This window comes from Lysobacter niastensis (genome assembly GCF_015453285.1).
Lineage (GTDB): Bacteria > Pseudomonadota > Gammaproteobacteria > Xanthomonadales > Xanthomonadaceae > Lysobacter_J > Lysobacter_J niastensis.
This window is the reverse complement of record NZ_JADLZT010000010.1, coordinates 149,788-166,207: the sequence shown is the minus strand read 5'-3', so window position 1 is coordinate 166,207 and position 16,420 is coordinate 149,788. Positions and strand designations below refer to the sequence as shown.

The window sequence follows — 16,420 nt, the reverse complement described above, 5'->3', positions numbered from 1 at the left end:
ACGTACCCGCCCTGAACCCACCCCCTCCCATGACTTCCGCCACGCCCCTGCAGGCCACCGTCCCCGATAGCGCCGCCGGGCGCCGCTTCGATGCCGTCCTGGCCGAGCTGTTCCCTGATTTCTCACGTTCGCGGCTGGCGACCTGGATCAAGTCGGGCGACGCCCGGCTGGACGGACGCGAGGTCCGCCCGCGCGATCCGGTCCGTGGCGGCGAGATCGTCACCCTGAATGCCGCCCTCGAGGTCCAGACGCATTCCGAGCCCGAGGACATCGCGCTCGACGTGCTCTACGAGGACGAGCACGTCATCGTCATCAACAAGCCGCCGGGCCTGGTCGTCCACCCCGGCGCCGGCAATCCGGCCGGCACGCTGGTCAACGCGCTGCTGCATCGCGATCCCTCGCTCAACACCTTGCCGCGCGCCGGCATCGTGCACCGGCTGGACAAGGACACGTCCGGCGTCATGGTGGTCGCGCGCACGCTGCAGGCCCACACGGCGCTTGTCGAGCAGTTGTCTTCGCGCGAAGTGCACCGCCAGTACCTTGCAATCGTGGTCGGTTCGCTGGTCTCGGGCGGCACCGCCAATGCGCCGATCGACCGCCATCCGCGCGACCGCATCCGCATGGCCGTGCGCGAGGATGGCCGCGATGCGGTGACCCACTTCCGCCTGCGCGAGCGCTTCCGCGCGCACACGCTGCTGGAATGCCGACTCGAAACCGGCCGCACCCACCAGATCCGCGTGCACATGGCGCATCTGAAGCATCCCATCGTCGGCGATCCGCTGTACGGCGGTCCGCTGAAGCTCCCCAAGGGCGCGACCGAGGAACTGATCGCCGAACTGCGTGGCTTCAAACGCCAGGCGCTGCATGCCGAGACGCTGGAGTTCCAGCATCCGGTCAGCGGCGAGGCGATCCGCTGCAGCGCGCCGGTGCCAGCGGACATGCTGCGCCTGGTCCAGGTGCTGCACGACGACACGCGCGCGGCCGCCGAGCGGGAGCGTTGAGGATGACCGCGTCCTGGCGACTGGACGCGCAGTGGCCCGTGCCAACGGGCGTACACGGCTTCACCACGCTGCGGCACGGGCTGGGTATCTCGAAGGCCCCGTTCGACGGCCTCAACCTGGGATTGCGCGCGGGCGACGAAGCAGGCGATGTGCTGCGCAATCGCGAATTGCTGGTCGAGCATGCCGCGCTTCCATCGTCACCGCGGTGGTTGAAGCAGGTGCATGGTGTTGCGGTCCGCCGCTTCGACGACGCCACCAGTATCGACGCCGACGAGCCGGAGGCCGACGCCTCGGTGACCTCCACGCCCGGCACCGTGCTGGCGATCCTCACCGCCGACTGCATGCCGGTCCTGTTCTGCGCCGCTGACGGCAGCGAAGTCGGCGCCGCGCACGCAGGCTGGCGCGGATTGGCCGGCGGCGTGCTCGAGAACACCGTGAAGGCGATGCGCACCGCACCGGATCGCCTTCATGTGTGGCTTGGGCCCTCTGCAGGCCCTGAAAACTACGAGATCGGCGAGGAGGTCTACGACGCCTTCGTTTCGCAGGACTGGGGCGCGGGTTCCGCCTTCGTCACGACTCGGCCGCACCACTGGCGCGTCGATCTGTATGCACTGGCGCGCCGACGCCTGCAGGCCCTCGGCATCGCGCCGGATCGCATCCACGGCGGTGGGCTGTGCACGATCGCAGATCCGCAGCGCTTCTTCTCCCACCGCCGCGACCAGCGCACCGGTCGCATGGCGTCGCTGGTCTGGATCGAGCCGCGCGGATGACCCGCCCGCCGCCGCCCGCAACGCTGTTCCAGCGGCTGCTCGCGGCGCGATTCGACGCACTCCCGCCCAGCGTGCGCGCGCTGCATCAAGGCCACGGCCGCCGCCGCTACCACGGCAAGGTCGAGGTCGATCGCGGCCGCGGCGTGCTGGCCTGTCTGTGCGCGTGGGGCGCACGGCTGCCTCGGGCCGGACGGGGCGCGATCCAGGTCGACATCGACGCGGACGAGTCCCTCGAACGCTGGTCGCGTGCGTTTCCCGGCAGCGTCATGCGATCCCGATTGTGGATGCGCGACCGGCGCTTGTGCGAGCGCCTCGGTCTGGCGCGTCTGGCCTTCGATCTCGGCGTGGAAGAGCTGCCAGGCACCGGCAATGCCATCGTCTGGCGAGTGGCGAGCGTGCGTGTGCTGGGCCTGCCGCTGCCGCGACATTGGTTCCGCGGCGTCGTGGCGCGTGAGTACGAGCGCGACAGGCGCTATCGTTTCGATGTCGCCGCGACGCTGCCGGTGGTGGGGCTGCTGGTGCATTACCGGGGGTGGCTCGATGTCCACTGAAAGCACGCAAACGGAAGGCGCGATCATCGTCTTCGACGGCATCTGCGTGCTGTGCAACGGATGGGTGCGGCTCCTGCTACGGCACGACCGTCGCGGGCGCTACCGCTTTGCCGCGATGCAGAGCGAGCCTGGCCGCCAGTTGCTGGCCGCGCACGGACTGGATCCGCTGGACCCGGTGTCCTTCCTGCTGGTTGAAGGCGAACGCGCATGGACCGATACGGATGCGATCGCGCGCGTCCTGGCCGGACTGGGCGGCGCCTGGCGGCTGTCAGGAATCGTCTCGGTCATCCCGCGCACGATCCGCGATTCGCTGTATCGCCTGGGGGCGCGCAATCGATATCGCTGGTTCGGCCGTCATGAGCAGTGCACGGTGCCGTCGCCGGAACAGGCGTCGCGCTTCCTGACATGAGCAGCGTGCGCGCGATCCGCCACGGGGTCCTGGCCGCGCTGCTGGCATTGCTCGCGGGCTGCGCGACAGCGCCTGTGACGCCCGCCATGCGCGGCGATGCCGAGCGTCCGGCGCAGGCATCGGGCTGGATGCGCAGCGAACTGTACTTCGCGGTCGGCAACGAAGACGGCAACGGTACGATCGACGATGCGCGCTGGCGCGACTTTCTCGATCGCGAAGTGACGCCGCGCTTTCCCGATGGCCTGACCGTGCTCGATGGCTACGGCCAATGGCGCTTCCGCGAACAGGGACGGCTGGTGCGACAGCGCTGCAAGGTGCTGGTGCTGCTGCACGAGGACACCGCGCAACGCCGCACCGATATCGATGCCATCCGCCAGGCGTGGAAGCGCGAGACCGCGCACGAGTCGGTGCTGTGGGCGCGGCAGACGGTGGAAGTCTCGTTCTGACAATCCAACGAAAAGCCGGCCCGAAAGCCGGCTTTTCGCATCGACGCCTTATGGCGCGCGTCACTTCATCACGTTGAACTCGATGCGCCGGTTCTTGGCGCGGCCTTCCTCGGTGTTGTTGTCGGCGATGGGCTTGTCCTGCCCGTAGCCCTTGGCGGTCAGCGTGCCGCCGGCGACACCGAGTTCGCCCAGCTTGGCGGCGACGGCATCGGCGCGTTGCTGGCTCAGCGTCACGTTGGAGGCGGCATCGCCGGTGTTGTCGGTGTGGCCACCGATTTCGATCCGCGTGCCGGCTGGCGCCGCCTTGATCGCCTCGGACGCGCGCTGCAGCACTTCCATGCTGTCGGCGGTGATCCTGGCCGATCCGGTCTCGAAGTAGATGTTCATCAGGTTCAACGCCTTGACCAGGTCGCCGGCGCTGAATCCGCTCTTCAATCCCGCCAGTGCCGCGGTCGCGCGATCCCACAAACCGGTGATCGCATAACCGCCGAACACCGAGCGCAGCTTTTCGGTGATGGTGAAGCGCTGGTCTTCGGGCAACGCGGAGGTGTCGATCGACAGCTTGTCGCCATCGAAGCTGAACTTCAGCCCCGCCGCCTTCAGGTCGGGCAGCACGCTGATCAGTTTGTCGATCCATCCGGCCGGCAGGGTGTTGGCGTCGACGGTGACGTCGCCCGAGACGTTGCCTGCGCCGAACGCGGCGGTCAGCGCGTCCATCAGGCGTTTCTTGTCGGCATCGCTGGCGAGCTGTCCACTGATCGCCACCTTGCCACCCGCGTTCTCGAAAGCGAAGCGCGCGTTGGCCTGTGCGGCGGGCGCCGGTTGCGGTGCGGTTTCTGTCGCGGCTGGCGGTGGCGTCGGCACCGGTTCTTCACGGCGGCAACTGCGGAACAGGAAGATGAGTCCGAGCACGATCAGCAGCGGAATCAGCCATTTCAGCCAGCCGGGCATGCCGGATGGACGGGCCATCTCGGGGGCGCGTGCCTGCGGGGCCGGACCGAGCAGCGACGTGAACTCGGCGGGCATCGACGTGGGAATGCGTCCGCCGGGCGTCAGGAAGCCGATGATCTTGGGCAGGATCGCTGCGCCGACCAGGTTGATCATCGCCGGCGGCACGCCGAGCAGGTTGGCGATGCGGCCACTTTCCTGCTGGCCGAAGCCTGCGCTGAACTGATCGGGTTGCAGCACGTTGTCGCCCGGTGTTCCGCCGACCCAGCCCTTCAGCAGCGCTCCAAGGCCCGCCTGGTCGAAGCGTTGGCCGAAGCCGGCAAAGCCGCCCGTGCGGGGATTGAAGATGGATTCGACGAGAAGCCCGATGAAGCGCCGGGCATTGCTTCCCAAACCAAGCTGTTCGGCCTGGCGGATGAGTGCGTCTAGCATGGCAACCTCCTGACGTGGGGAGTGCGTGGGGTCTGCCGTCGTCGGCGAGGCCCGGGGTCTGCGCGCATTCGCAGCGTGCTCCGGGCGGGGGCGTGAAGGCGCGGAAGGGTCCGGCGCAGGGCCTCGAAGCGCGGGAATTGTGCGTTCGCAGGGCGTTAGCAGACCGTGAGCCGCCAGTGCAGGCTCGGCAGCCCTTGAAAGACGGCGGGCTGGAACGCCTTCATGCTGCGCTGCGATATCCTCCCGGCCCAAAGCGCCGCAATTCGCGGCAGCGGAGAGATCGGCATGGCAGCGGTATCGACGCGGCGCTGGTTCGTCGCCGGCGACCTCAACGGATTCTTCGGGCTGGTGGTCGACAACCTGTCGATCCTGGGCTTCATCGCCGCCGCGCTGATCGGCATCTTCGGCTTTCCCGCCGACGTGGTGTACACACGCATGTTCCCCGGCACCGCGTTCGGCGTGCTCGTGGGCAACCTGATCTACACGTGGATGGGACGCCGGCTCGCGCAGCGCACCGGGCGCGACGATGTCACTTCGATGCCGCTGGGCCTGGACGCGCCGACCAGCATCGGCATGGCGCTGCTGGTGCTCGGCCCGTCTTTCGTCGCATACAAGCAACAGGGCATGGACGAGCAGGCCGCGGCGATCGCGACGTGGCAGCTCGGCATGGCCTCACTGATGGTCATGGGCACGCTGAAGCTCGTGCTGTCGTTCTTCGGCGATGCGATCACGCGTGCGGTGCCGCGCGCAGCGCTGCTGGGTTCGATTGGCGGTGCGGCGCTGACGTTGCTCGGCTTCCTGCCTTTGATCGAAACGTTGCGCTCGCCGGTGGTCGGCTTCGTCACGTTCGGCCTGCTGCTGTACGTGCTGGTGGCGAAGGGCCGCCTCCCGATCCGCATCCCGGGCGTGCTGCTGGCCTTCATCGTCGGCACGCTGCTGTACTACGGGCTCGGCCTGGCCGGGCTGGGCACGCCGGGCTTCAAGATGCCCGAGGCCGCGCCGATGCGCTTCACGCTGCCGCTGCCGACGCTGGGCTTCCTGGAAGGCCTGCCGCAGACGGTGCCGTACCTGCCGCTGCTGCTGCCGTTCGGCCTGCTGATGGTGGTGGGCGGCATCAACGTCAGCGAAAGCGCGCGCGCCGCGGGCGACGACTACCGCACGCGAGACGTGCTGCTGGCGGAAGCCGTGTCCACGCTCGCTGCGGGCCTGTGCGGCGGCGTCGCGCAGACCACGCCCTACATCGGCCAGCCCGCCTACAAGCACATGGGCGCGCGCATCGGCTACACGCTGCTGACCGGTTTGTTCATCGGTCTGGGTGGCGTGCTCGGCTACGTCTCGGGCCTGGTGCAGTGGCTCCCGATCGCGGTGCTGGCACCGATCATCGTCTACGTCGGCATGGACATCACCGTGCAGGCGTTCCACGACAGCCCGCGCCGGCACGCGCCGGCGGTGGCGCTGGCGTTCCTGCCGTCGGTTGCCTACCTGCTGGTGATCAAGCTCGGCAATCCGGCGTGGATCGCACCGGACCGCTTCGCTGCGCTTTACAGCGCCGTCGACGGCCACGGTCTGCCGGACTTGGCGGCCATCGTCACGCTCGGCAACGGCTTCATCATCACCGCGATGATCTGGTCCAGCGCGCTGGTGGCGATGATCGACCAGCGCTTCCGTCGCGCCGCGGCGGTGCTGCTGGTGGGTGCGGGGCTCACGCTGTTCGGCTTCATCCACTCGGTGGATCCGCGCGGCAGCATCTACCTGCCGTGGACGCTGGAGGGTCTCCCTCGTGCCATCGCCTGGCAGTTCGCCGGCGCCTACGTCGCGCTGGCGTTGCTGCTGGGCCTGCTGTCGTTGCAGCGCCATGCCGATCCTGCCGGAACGGAGACCGGGGCGCGCCCGGACCATTGATCCGGGCGCAGGCGACCGCATTGTTGTCCTGATCCCACACGTGAACATTCCGATGTCCCTGCAGGAACAGCTCAACGCCATCCCCGGCGTCGCCACCGGCCGCGATGCCGCCACTCTGGGCTTCGTGTTCAACCACACGATGCTGCGCGTCAAGGATGTGGCGAAGTCGCTGGACTTCTACACCCGCGTGCTCGGCTTCACACCGGTGCGCAGGCGCGATTTCGACGAGGCCAGGTTCAGCCTCTACTTCCTGGTGCTGGTCGACGATCCCTCGGCGATCCCGGCCGACGAGCCGGCACGCGGCGAATGGCTGCTGAGCCAGCGCGGCGTGCTGGAGCTGACCCACAACCATGGCACCGAGAACGATCCGGACTTCGCCTACCACGATGGCAACAGCGAGCCGCGCGGCTTTGGCCACATCTGCGTGTCGGTACCGGACGTCGAAGCCGCGTGCGCGCGCTTCGAGCAACTCGGCGTGCCGTTCCAGAAGCGCCTGACCGACGGACGCATGAAGAACATCGCCTTCATCAAGGATCCGGACGGCTACTGGGTGGAGATCCTGCAGGCGACGGCGCGGGTCTGAGACCCCACCGTCAGCCCTCCCGCAAAGCAGCAAGATAGCTGCGCCGCCACGCAGTGATGTCGTGCGCGCGCAGCAGCGCCATCATCGCCTCCCAGCGCTCGCGCCGTTCCTCCAGCGGCATCGACAGCGCGGTCGAGAGCGCATCGGCGACGCCGTCCAGGTCGTAGGGATTGACCAGCAGCGCGCTGTCGAGCTCGCGCGCGGCGCCGGCGAAGGTCGACAGGACCAGCACGCCGGGATCCTCCTGCGCCTGCGCGGCGACGAACTCCTTGGCGACCAGGTTCATGCCGTCGCGCAGCGGCGTGACCAGGCCGATGCGGGCCAGACGGTAGTAGCCGGTGAGCAGCGGGTGCGGATAGTTGCGGTTGACGTAACGAACCGGCGTCCAGTCGGGTTCGGCGTGCACACCGTTGATGTGGCCGGCGAGCTGTTCCAGCTCATGGCGAAGATGCTGGTATTCGGCGACCTCGCCGCGCGACACCGGAGCGATCTGCAGGAACGTCAGCTTGCCGCGATGCTCGTGATGGCGCTTGAGGAAGCGCTCGAACGCGCGAAAGCGTTCCGGCAGGCCCTTGGAGTAATCGAGCCGGTCGGCGCCGATCGCCAGCGACCGTCCGGACAAGCTCGCCGCCAGCCGCTTCACACCGGGCCTGGCCGCCGATGAGGCCGCCTGTTGGGCGATGCGCGCCGTATCGATGCTGATCGGGAACGCGCCGGCCCGCAGGCGGCGGCCGCGCTGTGTCTCCAGCACGCCGTGTTCGATCACGCGGCCACGCCCGAAGAGGCGCACGTAATCCTGGAACCGCTCCAGGTCGCGCTCGGTCTGGAAGCCGATCAGGTCGTAGGACGACAGGCCTTCGAACAGACGCGCGTGCTGCGGAAGCGCCGCAAGCAGGTCCGACGAGGGCATCGGCACGTGCAGGAAGAAACCGATCCGGCTGCGCACGCCCAGTTCGCGCAGCAGCTTGGCCATCGGGATAAGGTGATAGTCGTGCACCCAGATCAGGTCGTCTTCGCGCAACAGCGGCGCCAGCTTTTCGGCGAACAGCGCGTTGACGCGGCGATAGCCTGCGTAGGTTTCGCGGCTGTAGTCGACCAGGTCGACGCGGAAGTGCAACAGCGGCCATAGCGTGCGGTTGGCGAAGCCGTTGTAGTAGTCGTCGTGGTCGCGCTTGGACAGGTCGACGGTGACGTACCGGATGTTGCCGGAGACCTCGTCGTGCAGGCGGCCCGAATCGTTCGGGTCGATGTTGCCGCTCCAGCCGAACCAGAGTCCGCCGGTTTCTTCCAATGCTCCCTGCAGCGCCACGGCCAGCCCGCCCGGCTGGGCGATGCCGGGCAGGGCGACGCGGTTGGAAACGATCACGAGGCGCTTCATCGGTGCTCCGCACCCGGCAGGCGGGCCTCCGCGGCAAGCGTCACGTCGCGTCCTGCCACGGACGCGACAGGCGCATGGCGGCGTTGATCAGCCCGACGTGCGAGTAGGTCTGGGGGAAGTTGCCCCACGCCTCGCCGTCGCCGAACTCCAGGTCCTCCGACAGCAGGCCGAGCGGGTTGCGCCGGTTGAGGATGCGTTCGAACAGCGCGCGCGCCTCCTCGGTGCGCCCGATCGAGGCGAGTGCATCGATGTACCAGAACGTGCAGATCGTGAAGCTGGTTTCCGGCGAGCCGAAATCATCAGGGGCGATGTAGCGGAACAGCGCGTCGCCGCGCTTGAGGCCCTTGCCGATCGCTTCGACGGTGCTGACGAAGCGCGGGTCGTCGGCCTTGATGAAGCCCAGGTCGGCAAGCAGCAGCAGCGACGCATCGAGGCGATTGCCGTCGAGCGCTTCGACGAAATGCCCGAGTTCCGAGTTGTACGCATGTTCGGTGATGCGGGCATGCATCTCGTCGGCACGGCCGCGCCAGTACGTCACCTTGTCCGGCAGTTTCAGATGCGCGGCGATCCTGGCGAGCCGGTCGCAGGCTGCCCAGCACATCACGCTGGAATAGGTATGTACTTCGGCGCGCCCGCGGAACTCCCACAAGCCGGCATCGGGCTGGTCGTGGAGTTCGTAGGCGCGTTCGCCCAGCGGTTCGATGCGCGCGAAGATCGCTTCGTCGCCCACGCGCGCCAGGCGCTGGTCGAAGAACAGCTGGGTCGCGGCCAGCACCACGCTGCCGTAAACGTCGTGCTGCTGTTGCAGCCATGCCAGATTGCCGCGCCGGACCGGTCCCATGCCGCGGTAGCCGGCCAGCGAGGCCACTTCCTCCTCGGCCAGTTCCTTCTCGAAACCGATGCCGTACAACGGCTGCAACAGGCCCTCGTCGGAGGCGACATTCGCGACGTAGCGCAGGTACTCCTCCATCGTGCGCGTGGCGCCGAGGCGGTTCAGCGCGCGCACGACGAACGCCGAATCGCGCAGCCAGCAGAAGCGGTAGTCCCAGTTGCGCACGGTGTTGGCCGCTTCCGGAATGGACGTGGTGATCGCGGCGACTATCGCGCCGGTCTCGTCGTACTGGCACAGCTTCAGCGTGATCGCGCTTCGAATCACGGCCTCCTGCCATTCCAGTGGGATCGACAGGTTGCGCACCCAGTCGCGCCAGTATGCGATGGTCTTCTCCTCGGACTGGCGCACGAAGGTCGCCACCGGCTGCGTCAGCGTCTCGTCCGGGCCCACGATCAGATGAAGCTCGCGGGTCAGCAGAAATGGCAATGCTTCGCGCACCATCCGCACCGGCGCATCGCTGGTCAGACGCAGCGTGAAGCCGGGCACGAGGAAGCGGACGTGATTGCTGCCCCAGGTGATCTCCGGCTTCGCGGCGCCGTACTCGGCCAGCGGACGCAGCACGATGCGGATGCGTGGCATGCCCTGCAGCGGGCGCACGCGCCGCAGCAGCATCAGCGGCCGGTAGAAGCGCTCGTGCTGGTGCCAGCGTGGCGCGCAGTCGGTGATCTCGACGGCGCCGCCGTTGCCGTCGCGCAGCACCGTGCGCAGCACCGCGGTATTGGGCAGGTAGGACTGCTCGGAGGACACCATGCCCTCCAGTTCGATCGCGTAGTCGCCGCCTTCGTGCATGCGCGGCGAAAGCAGCGCGCAGAAGATCGGATCGCCATCGAAGGCCGGCACGCAGCCCCAGACGACCCGTCCGCGGGCGTCGACCAGGGCCGCGATGCTGCCGTTGCCGATGAGGCCGAGGTCGAGGCTGGCCTGGGGTTGGGCGCTATGGGTCATCCCGTCTCCTTTGTTCGTCGCCGGCAATGGCCACCGCGTCGTCCAGCCAGGCGCGCACCGCTTCCGGGTCGTGCAGCGCATACCGCGCCGCACTCGGCTGGCGCCGGCCGACCAGCACGCCGAATCCGCCGTGACTGGCGACGGCCGCGAAGCCGTGTTCGTCGGTGAGGTCGTCGCCGACGAATACCGGTCGGCGGCCCTGGAAGGGTGGATGGGCCAGCAGCGACAGCACCGCGGCGCCCTTGTGCGCGCCGTCGGGTCGCAGCTCGATCACGCTGTTGCCGGGTTGCAGGTGATAGCCGGGCAGATCGATCAGCGCCGACGTGGCGAACTCGTGCAGCGGCTCCTCGGCCGCGGGGGCACCGCGCCAGTGCAGCGCGATGGTCGTTCCCTTGTCCTCGGCCAGCGCGCCGGGGTACTTGGCGGCCAATGCCTGCGCGGCGGCCAGCACCGCGTCCAGCGCGGGTGCGCGGCGATGCAGGTCGAGGTGGCCGTTGTCACGCTGCTCCAGGCCGTGCAATCCGACGGCCGGCAGCTTCAATGGCGAGAACAGCCTGTCCAGCTGCGCCAGCGTGCGTCCGCTGATCAACGCCAGCGCGCCGTCGAGGCGGCGATGCAGGACGGCCAGGGCATCGACCAGGCCGGGCTCGACGTGGACGTCGGCCGGCGCGGCGGCGAAATCGAGCAGTGTCCCGTCCACGTCGAGGAACAAGGCCCAATCCGGGGCGACACACGGCGGCTGCGGGAGCGGGGGGGTCTCGGCGGCCATGCACGCGATTGTGAACACCCCCATGTAAGCATCAGGTGGACGTTGTTGAACGCGCTTGAAACAAGGCCTCCCCAGCCGCATTTCGTGGGCATTGCGGCCGGGGCCGCCACAGTATCCGAGGTCAATCTCCATGCGAATGGACAAACTCACCTCGCGCTTCCAGCAGGCGATCGCCGATGCGCAATCGCTGGCCGTGGGGCGCGATCACAACGTCATCGAGCCGGTGCACCTGATGACCGCATTGCTCGAACAAAGCGGCGGCAGCACGCGGCCATTGCTCGCGCAGTCTGGCGTCAACGTGCCGCTGCTGCGCGAACGTCTCGGCGAAACGCTCGAGCGCCTGCCCAAGGTCACCGGACAGGCCGGCAACATCAGCATCGGCAACGACCTGGCGCGGCTGCTCAACGTCACCGACAAGCTGGCGCAGCAGCGTGGTGATGCGTTCATCGCCAGCGAGCTATTCGTGCTGGCCGCGCTGGACGATAGCGGCGACGTCGGGCGGGCGCTCAAGGCTGCCGGTGCCAGCAAGCAGAAGCTCGAGGCGGCCATCGACAAGGTGCGCGGAGGCGAGAGCGTGCAATCGGAAAACGCGGAAGATCAGCGCCAGGCGCTGGAGAAGTACACCATCGACCTGACCGCGCGCGCCGAGCTGGGCAAGCTCGATCCGGTCATCGGCCGCGACGAGGAGATCCGCCGCACCGTGCAGGTGCTGCAGCGCCGGACCAAGAACAATCCGGTGCTGATCGGCGAACCCGGTGTCGGCAAGACCGCCATCGTCGAGGGGCTGGCGCAGCGCATCGTGAACGGTGAAGTGCCCGAAGGCCTGCGCGGCAAGCGCGTGCTCTCGCTCGACATGGGCGCGCTGATCGCCGGCGCCAAGTTCCGCGGCGAGTTCGAGGAGCGCCTGAAGGCGGTGCTCAACGACCTGGCCAAGAACGAAGGCCAGATCATCCTCTTCATCGACGAGCTGCACACGATGGTCGGCGCCGGCAAGGCCGAGGGCGCCATGGACGCGGGCAACATGCTCAAGCCCGCGCTGGCGCGCGGCGAGCTGCACTGCATCGGCGCGACCACGCTCGACGAGTACCGCCAGTACATCGAGAAGGATGCCGCGCTGGAGCGCCGCTTCCAGAAAGTCCTGGTCGGCGAGCCGAGCGTGGAGGACACCATCGCGATCCTGCGCGGTCTGAAGGAGAAATACGCCGTGCACCATGGCGTGGAGATCACCGATCCCGCCATCGTCGCCGCTGCAACGCTCTCCAACCGCTACATCACCGATCGCCAGCTGCCCGACAAGGCCATCGACCTGATGGACGAGGCCGCGTCGCGCATCCGCATGGAGATCGATTCCAAGCCGGAGGAGCTCGACCGCAAGGAGCGCCGCCTGATCCAGCTCAAGATCCAGCGCGAGGCGCTGAAGAAAGAGAAGGACGAGGCCAGCAAGCAGCGGCTGGCCGACCTGGAAAGCGAGATCGCCACGCTCGAGCGCGAATACAACGACCTCGAGGAAGTGTGGAAAGCCGAGAAGGCGACATTGCAGGGCGCGACGAAGATCAAGGAACAGATCGAGGCCGCCAAGCTCGAACTCGAGGCCGCGCAGCGCAAGCAGGACTTCGCGAAGATGAGCGAGATCCAGTACGGAAGGCTGCCGGAGCTGGAGAAGCAGCTCCAGGTCGCGCAGGAGGCCGAGACCAAGGGGTTCACGCTGCTGCAGGACAAGGTCACCGACGAGGAAATCGCCGAGGTGGTGGCGCGCTGGACCGGCATCCCGGTCAGCAAGATGCTCGAAGGTGAGCGCGAGAAACTGTTGCGCATGGAAGACCAGCTGCACACGCGGGTGGTCGGGCAGGAAGAGGCGATCAAGGTCGTGTCGGATGCGGTGCGCCGCTCGCGTGCGGGCCTGGCCGATCCGAACCGCCCGTCCGGGTCCTTCCTGTTCCTCGGTCCCACCGGCGTCGGCAAGACCGAGCTGTGCAAGGCATTGGCGGAGTTCCTGTTCGACTCATCCGACGCGATGGTGCGCATCGACATGAGCGAGTTCATGGAGAAGCACTCGGTCAGCCGCCTGGTCGGAGCGCCTCCGGGCTATGTCGGCTACGAGGAGGGCGGCTATCTCACCGAGGCGGTGCGCCGTCGCCCGTACAGCGTGATCCTGCTCGATGAGGTCGAGAAGGCGCATCCGGACGTGTTCAACATCCTGCTGCAGGTGCTCGACGACGGTCGTCTGACCGATGGCCAGGGCCGCACGGTCGACTTCCGCAACACCGTGATCGTGATGACCTCGAATCTGGGCAGCCAGATGATCCAGGACATGGCGGCCGACGACACGCCGGAGGGCTACACGCAAATGAAGGCGGCGGTGATGGGCGTGGTGCAGTCGCACTTCCGTCCTGAGTTCATCAACCGCCTCGACGACATCGTCGTGTTCCATCCGCTGGACAAGGCGCAGATCCGCCAGATCGCGGGCATCCAGCTCAAGGGACTGGATAAGCGCCTGGGTGAGCGCGGCATGAAGCTGTCGGTATCGGACAAGGCCATGGAGCTGCTCGGCAACGTCGGCTTCGACCCGGTCTACGGCGCGCGGCCGCTCAAGCGTGCGATCCAGCAGCAACTGGAGAATCCGCTGGCACAGAAGATTCTCGCCGGCGAGTTCGCCAGCGGCGATGTCGTGCAGGTCGAGGCCGAAGGCGGGCACCTGGTGTTCCGCAAGGGCTGACCGCGCGCTTCAGCCTCAAAGCTCCCTCACCCCAACCCCTCTCCCGCGCTTGCGGGAGAGGGGCTCAGGAAGTGGCGAACTGGTTGATTGCGGCCGGGGCTCAGTACTGAGGCGGCTTGATGGGGTGAGTTCCCTTCTCCCGCCTCGCGGGAGAAGGTGGCCCGAAGGGCCGGATGAGGGCCGCTTTGCCTCAGGTGTTTCGCTCGTCCGACAGGCGCGACAGTCTCGCCTCCAGTTCCGCGACGCGTGCTTCCAGCGCCTCGATGCGTTCCTCCAGCGCCGATGCGCTGGACGTGGAGCGTGTGCTGGCCTCGTAGGCCGGCACGACCGGTTCGCCGCTCAGCAGGTGCGCATAGCGATCCTCGCGCTGGCCGCCCTGTCGTGGAATCTCGCGCACCAGTGACGGCTCACGCTGCGCCAGCCGTTCCAGCGCGTACTTCACGTCTTCGGCGCCGTTGAAAGTGGCCATCCGATCGCTGCGGCTCAGCAGCTCGTTGACGGTCTGCGGGCCACGCAGCATCAGCAGGGCAAGCAAGGTCGCCTGCGCACGGGTGACGCCGAGCTGGGCGTCGAGCCGGTGCTCGTAGCGATCGGCGCGGCTGCCGTGCTGCGACTTCACCCAGCCACGCCCTTCCAGTTGCCGGAGGGCGTGGCCGACGTCGCCGGTTTCCAGCTGCATCACCGGTTCGCGCGAGGTCTTCTGGTTGCATGCCAGCACGACGGCATTGAGCGTGAGCGGATAGACGTCCGGCGTGGTGGCCTGCTTTTCCAGCAGGCTTCCGACGATGCGGGCCTCGATGGCGCTGAGTTGTGCGGCCGGTGCGGTGTCTTCGGGATCGTTCATGGCATTCGACTCAGACGGTGGCCGGCGGCAGGTGGCGGCTGCCGCGATAGAGCGGCGTCGCCATCACCATCTCGGCCAGGCTGTGCGCCAGCTCGCGTTCGGCCATCACCGCGCCATCGGCGCCGTGGTCGAGCAGGTGGCGCACTTCGGTGTCGCTGTGGGCACGCGCGACGATGGTCAGCGCGGGGTTGATCGTCCGCAGCTTGGCGATGATCTCGCCAGCCTCGAGCGCGTTGGGGATCGCCAGCATGACGGTGTGCGCGCTGTCCGGCATGGCCTCCTTCAGCGCGCGCTCGTCGGCGGCGTGGCCGCGCACGGTCGGGATGCCGGCGGCGCGCGCGCGATCGACGCGGTCGTCCTCTTCCTCGATGACCACCACCGGCACGCCGTGCTCGGTGAGCAGGCGGCCGAGCTCGCTGCCGACGCGGCCGTAGCCGACCAGGATGACGTGGTCGCGCAGGCCGTCGGGAATCGGCGGCACCGCATGGTCCTCGGCCTCGCGCCGGGCGGCGAGCTCGCGCGCTTCGCGCCGGTCGAGCCACGCGAACAGAAGCGGATTGACGATGATCGACAGCAGTGCGCCGGCAAGAATCAGGTCGTGTCCTTCCTTGGGCAGGACCTTCAACTCCATGCCGAGGCCGGCGAGGATGAAGGAGAACTCGCCGATCTGCGCCAGGCTGGCCGAGATCAGCAGCGCGGTCGAGTTGGGTTTGCCGAAGGCGCGGACGATGGCATACGCCGCGATGGACTTGCCCAGGACGATGATGGCGAAGGTCGCCAGCACCGGCACGGGCTGCTCGATCAGGATCATCGGGTCGAACAGCATGCCGACCGAGACGAAGAACAGCACCGCGAAGGCATCGCGCAGCGGCAGCGTCTCGTTGGCGGCCTGGTGGCTGAACTCGGACTCGTTGAGCATCATGCCGGCGAAGAACGCGCCCAGTGCGAACGACACGCCGAACAGCGCGGCGGAACCGAATGCCACGCCCAGCGCGATCGCCAGCACGCACAGCGTGAACAGTTCGCGCGATCCGGTCCCGGCGACGCGCTCCAGTATCCACGGGATCACCCGGCGGCCGACGAGCAGCATCACCGCGACGAAGGCACCGACCTTGGCGAAGGTCTTGAACAGCGCCGTCCACACCTGGATCGGGTCGCCGCCTTCGCCACGCAGCACATCGGCCAGCGCGGGCAGCAGTACCAGCGCCAGCACCATCGCCAGGTCCTCGACGATCAGCCAGCCGACCGCGATGCGTCCACGCGTGGTGTCGACCAGGCGCCGCTCCTCCAGCGCACGCAGCAGCACCACCGTACTGGCCACCGACAGGGCCAGGCCGAACACGATGCCGGTGCCGTGCGACCAGCCGTACAGCCGCGCCAGGCCCCAGCCCAGCACGGTCGCGGCCAGGATCTGCACCACCGCGCCGGGCAAGGCGATCGCCTTCACGTCCAGCAGGTCGCGCATCGAGAAATGCAGGCCGACGCCGAACATCAGCAGGATCACGCCGATCTCGGCGAGCTGCGGAGCCAGCGTCTGGTCGCCGACGAAGCCGGGCGTGAACGGACCGGCGACCACGCCCGCCAGCAGGTAGCCAACCAGGGGTGACAGCCGCAGGCGCTGCGCCAGCGAGCCGAACACGAACGCCAGTACGAAACCGGCTACGAGGATCGCGATCAGGGACGTATGGTGCATCGGCTCTCCAGCGGGGACTCCGGTTCAGGATGTGGGCCGATGCCGGGAGATGCAACCCGCGCGAGGCTTGCGAGCAGGCATGCTGGGCCTCGCCGTGGCAAGCGGATGTCAACACGGTCAACATCGACGGCGCGAAGGGCA

Annotated in this window: 14 protein-coding genes; 8 read left to right on the top strand and 6 right to left on the bottom strand. The window is 68.0% G+C overall.

Features of this window, described 5'->3' with window-relative positions; all coding sequences use genetic code 11:
- Positions 1–29: 29 nt before the first annotated feature.
- From rluD to IU514_RS16810, 5 genes are read left to right on the top strand one after another with little or no spacing between them, the layout of a single operon-like run.
- Positions 30–1,001 carry a 23S rRNA pseudouridine(1911/1915/1917) synthase RluD gene (gene rluD, locus IU514_RS16830; protein ID WP_194932293.1) on the top strand — a complete coding sequence of 324 codons (972 nt, stop codon included), beginning with the start codon at positions 30–32 and terminating at the stop codon, positions 999–1,001.
- A 2-nt stretch (positions 1,002–1,003) separates the two neighbouring features.
- A complete protein-coding gene (pgeF, locus tag IU514_RS16825) occupies positions 1,004–1,771 on the top strand; it encodes a peptidoglycan editing factor PgeF (protein WP_194932292.1) in 768 nt (255 codons plus the stop codon).
- Positions 1,768–2,322, top strand: coding sequence for a DUF4166 domain-containing protein (locus IU514_RS16820; protein WP_194932291.1), 555 nt, complete (start codon positions 1,768–1,770; stop codon positions 2,320–2,322). Before pgeF ends, IU514_RS16820 begins: the two co-directional genes overlap by 4 nt.
- The gene (locus IU514_RS16815; RefSeq protein WP_194932290.1) at positions 2,312–2,731 is read left to right on the top strand and encodes a thiol-disulfide oxidoreductase DCC family protein; all 420 of its coding nucleotides are present in this window, start codon (positions 2,312–2,314) and stop codon (positions 2,729–2,731) included. The genes IU514_RS16820 and IU514_RS16815 overlap by 11 nt, the downstream gene beginning before the upstream one ends.
- Positions 2,728–3,177, top strand: coding sequence for a DUF3574 domain-containing protein (locus IU514_RS16810; RefSeq protein ID WP_194932289.1), 450 nt, complete (start codon positions 2,728–2,730; stop codon positions 3,175–3,177). Before IU514_RS16815 ends, IU514_RS16810 begins: the two co-directional genes overlap by 4 nt.
- Positions 3,178–3,237: 60 nt before the next feature.
- Here the strand turns inward: IU514_RS16810 and IU514_RS16805 are convergent, their stop codons facing one another.
- Complete coding sequence (locus tag IU514_RS16805) at positions 3,238–4,557, bottom strand: OmpA family protein (protein WP_194932288.1); 1,320 nt, start codon at positions 4,555–4,557, stop codon at positions 3,238–3,240.
- Positions 4,558–4,842: 285 nt separating this feature from the next.
- Between IU514_RS16805 and IU514_RS16800 the strand changes: the two genes are divergently transcribed.
- Positions 4,843–6,459, top strand: coding sequence for a SulP family inorganic anion transporter (locus tag IU514_RS16800; protein ID WP_194932287.1), 1,617 nt, complete (start codon positions 4,843–4,845; stop codon positions 6,457–6,459).
- A gap of 52 nt (positions 6,460–6,511) precedes the next feature.
- Positions 6,512–7,042, top strand: coding sequence for a lactoylglutathione lyase (gene gloA / locus IU514_RS16795; protein ID WP_194932313.1), 531 nt, complete (start codon positions 6,512–6,514; stop codon positions 7,040–7,042).
- Positions 7,043–7,052: 10 nt separating this feature from the next.
- On the opposite strand, the gene otsA is transcribed toward gloA, so the two are convergent.
- Genes otsA through otsB form a run of 3 tightly spaced genes read right to left on the bottom strand, consistent with a single transcriptional unit; the run spans position 7,053 to position 11,026 of the window.
- Positions 7,053–8,420 (bottom strand): alpha,alpha-trehalose-phosphate synthase (UDP-forming), encoded by a 1,368-nt coding sequence (gene otsA, locus IU514_RS16790; RefSeq protein WP_194932286.1) that lies wholly within the window; start codon positions 8,418–8,420, stop codon positions 7,053–7,055.
- A 40-nt stretch (positions 8,421–8,460) separates the two neighbouring features.
- Positions 8,461–10,257, bottom strand: coding sequence for a glycoside hydrolase family 15 protein (locus IU514_RS16785; RefSeq protein WP_194932285.1), 1,797 nt, complete (start codon positions 10,255–10,257; stop codon positions 8,461–8,463).
- The gene (gene otsB, locus IU514_RS16780) at positions 10,247–11,026 is read right to left on the bottom strand and encodes a trehalose-phosphatase (RefSeq protein ID WP_194932284.1); all 780 of its coding nucleotides are present in this window, start codon (positions 11,024–11,026) and stop codon (positions 10,247–10,249) included. The genes IU514_RS16785 and otsB overlap by 11 nt, the downstream gene beginning before the upstream one ends.
- A 130-nt stretch (positions 11,027–11,156) precedes the next feature.
- Here otsB and clpB point away from each other — a divergent pair, with 130 nt between their 5' ends.
- Positions 11,157–13,742: an ATP-dependent chaperone ClpB gene (gene clpB / locus IU514_RS16775; protein ID WP_194932283.1), complete on the top strand. Its 2,586-nt coding sequence runs from the start codon at positions 11,157–11,159 to the stop codon at positions 13,740–13,742.
- 190 nt (positions 13,743–13,932) lie between these two features.
- On the opposite strand, the gene IU514_RS16770 is transcribed toward clpB, so the two are convergent.
- Both IU514_RS16770 and ybaL read right to left on the bottom strand, forming a co-directional pair.
- Positions 13,933–14,586 carry a YceH family protein gene (locus tag IU514_RS16770; protein WP_194932282.1) on the bottom strand — a complete coding sequence of 218 codons (654 nt, stop codon included), beginning with the start codon at positions 14,584–14,586 and terminating at the stop codon, positions 13,933–13,935.
- Between the two features lie 10 nt (positions 14,587–14,596).
- Positions 14,597–16,279, bottom strand: coding sequence for a YbaL family putative K(+) efflux transporter (gene ybaL, locus IU514_RS16765; RefSeq protein WP_194932281.1), 1,683 nt, complete (start codon positions 16,277–16,279; stop codon positions 14,597–14,599).
- Positions 16,280–16,420 lie beyond the last annotated feature (141 nt).

What these genes read in the sequence shown, in the direction of transcription:
- rluD (WP_194932293.1), top strand. Translation starts at nt 30, where the DNA reads ATGACTTCCGCCACGCCCCTGCAGGCCACCGTCCCCGATAGCGCCGCC.
- pgeF (WP_194932292.1), top strand. Translation starts at nt 1,004, where the DNA reads ATGACCGCGTCCTGGCGACTGGACGCGCAGTGGCCCGTGCCAACGGGC.
- IU514_RS16820 (WP_194932291.1), top strand. Translation starts at nt 1,768, where the DNA reads ATGACCCGCCCGCCGCCGCCCGCAACGCTGTTCCAGCGGCTGCTCGCG.
- IU514_RS16815 (WP_194932290.1), top strand. Translation starts at nt 2,312, where the DNA reads ATGTCCACTGAAAGCACGCAAACGGAAGGCGCGATCATCGTCTTCGAC.
- IU514_RS16810 (WP_194932289.1), top strand. Translation starts at nt 2,728, where the DNA reads ATGAGCAGCGTGCGCGCGATCCGCCACGGGGTCCTGGCCGCGCTGCTG.
- IU514_RS16805 (WP_194932288.1), bottom strand. Translation starts at nt 4,557, where the DNA reads ATGCTAGACGCACTCATCCGCCAGGCCGAACAGCTTGGTTTGGGAAGC.
- IU514_RS16800 (WP_194932287.1), top strand. Translation starts at nt 4,843, where the DNA reads ATGGCAGCGGTATCGACGCGGCGCTGGTTCGTCGCCGGCGACCTCAAC.
- gloA (WP_194932313.1), top strand. Translation starts at nt 6,512, where the DNA reads ATGTCCCTGCAGGAACAGCTCAACGCCATCCCCGGCGTCGCCACCGGC.
- otsA (WP_194932286.1), bottom strand. Translation starts at nt 8,420, where the DNA reads ATGAAGCGCCTCGTGATCGTTTCCAACCGCGTCGCCCTGCCCGGCATC.
- IU514_RS16785 (WP_194932285.1), bottom strand. Translation starts at nt 10,257, where the DNA reads ATGACCCATAGCGCCCAACCCCAGGCCAGCCTCGACCTCGGCCTCATC.
- otsB (WP_194932284.1), bottom strand. Translation starts at nt 11,026, where the DNA reads ATGGCCGCCGAGACCCCCCCGCTCCCGCAGCCGCCGTGTGTCGCCCCG.
- clpB (WP_194932283.1), top strand. Translation starts at nt 11,157, where the DNA reads ATGCGAATGGACAAACTCACCTCGCGCTTCCAGCAGGCGATCGCCGAT.
- IU514_RS16770 (WP_194932282.1), bottom strand. Translation starts at nt 14,586, where the DNA reads ATGAACGATCCCGAAGACACCGCACCGGCCGCACAACTCAGCGCCATC.
- ybaL (WP_194932281.1), bottom strand. Translation starts at nt 16,279, where the DNA reads ATGCACCATACGTCCCTGATCGCGATCCTCGTAGCCGGTTTCGTACTG.